Raw genomic sequence first — 1238 nt, 5'->3', positions numbered from 1 at the left:
AAGCTGCTTGATGTGCTTAAGCTTTCGCTTAAGGATGAGCTTGTACTCAAGGATTCACTCAACGAACTTGATGTGCTTAGGCTTTCACTTAGTGAGGAGCTTGTACTCAAGGATTCGCTCAACGAACTTGATGTGCTTAAGCTTTCACTCAAGGATGAACTTGTACTCAAGGATTCGCTCAAGCTGCTTGATGTGCTTAGGCTTTCGCTTAAGGATGAACTTGTGCTCAAGGATTCACTCAACGAACTTGATGTGCTTAGGCTTTCACTTAAGGATGAACTTGTACTCAAGGATTCACTTAATGAACTTGATGTGCTTAAGCTTTCACTCAAGGATGAACTTGTACTCAAGGATTCGCTCAAGCTGCTTGATGTACTTAAGCTTTCACTTAGTGAGGAGCTTGTACTCAAGGATTCGCTCAATGAACTTGATGTACTTAGACTTTCACTTAAGGATGAACTTGTACTCAAGGATTCACTCAATGAACTTGATGTGCTTAGGCTTTCACTTAGTGAGGAGCTTGTACTCAAGGATTCGCTCAAGCTGCTTGATGTACTTAAGCTTTCACTTAGTGAGGAGCTTGTACTCAAGGACTCACTCAAGCTGCTTGATGTACTTAAGCTTTCACTCAAGGATGAACTTGTACTCAAGGATTCACTCAATGAACTTGATGTACTTAAGCTTTCACTCAAGGATGAACTTGTACTCAAGGATTCACTTAATGAACTTGATGTGCTTAAGCTTTCACTCAAGGATGAACTTGTACTCAAGGATTCGCTCAAGCTGCTTGATGTACTTAAAGAACTTGTACTCAAGGATTCACTCAAGCTGCTTGATGTGCTTAAGCTTTCACTTAGTGAGGAGCTTGTACTCAAGGATTCACTCAATGAACTTGATGTGCTTAGGCTTTCACTTAGTGAGGAGCTTGTACTCAAGGATTCGCTCAAGCTGCTTGATGTACTTAAGCTTTCACTTAGTGAGGAGCTTGTACTCAAGGACTCACTCAAGCTGCTTGATGTACTTAAGCTTTCACTCAAGGATGAACTTGTACTCAAGGATTCACTCAATGAACTTGATGTGCTTAGGCTTTCACTTAAGGATGAACTTGTGCTCAAGGATTCGCTCAACGAACTTGATGTACTTAAGCTTTCGCTTAAGGATGAACTTGTACTCAAGGATTCACTCAAGCTGCTTGATGTGCTTAAGCTTTCACTTAGTGAGGAGCTTGTACTCAAGGA

1 protein-coding gene is annotated in these 1238 nt (G+C 41.2%); it reads left to right on the top strand.

Features of this window, described 5'->3' with window-relative positions; genetic code table 11:
* On the top strand, window positions 1–1238 hold a 1238-nt coding region (locus tag OZJ21_RS09765; RefSeq protein WP_268857757.1), incomplete at both ends, for a hypothetical protein.

Source organism: Ligilactobacillus sp. UO.C109 (assembly GCF_026847815.1).
GTDB lineage: Bacteria > Bacillota > Bacilli > Lactobacillales > Lactobacillaceae > Ligilactobacillus > Ligilactobacillus salivarius.
Note: the sequence above shows the minus strand (reverse complement) of the source record. Positions and strands in the feature narration are given on the sequence as shown.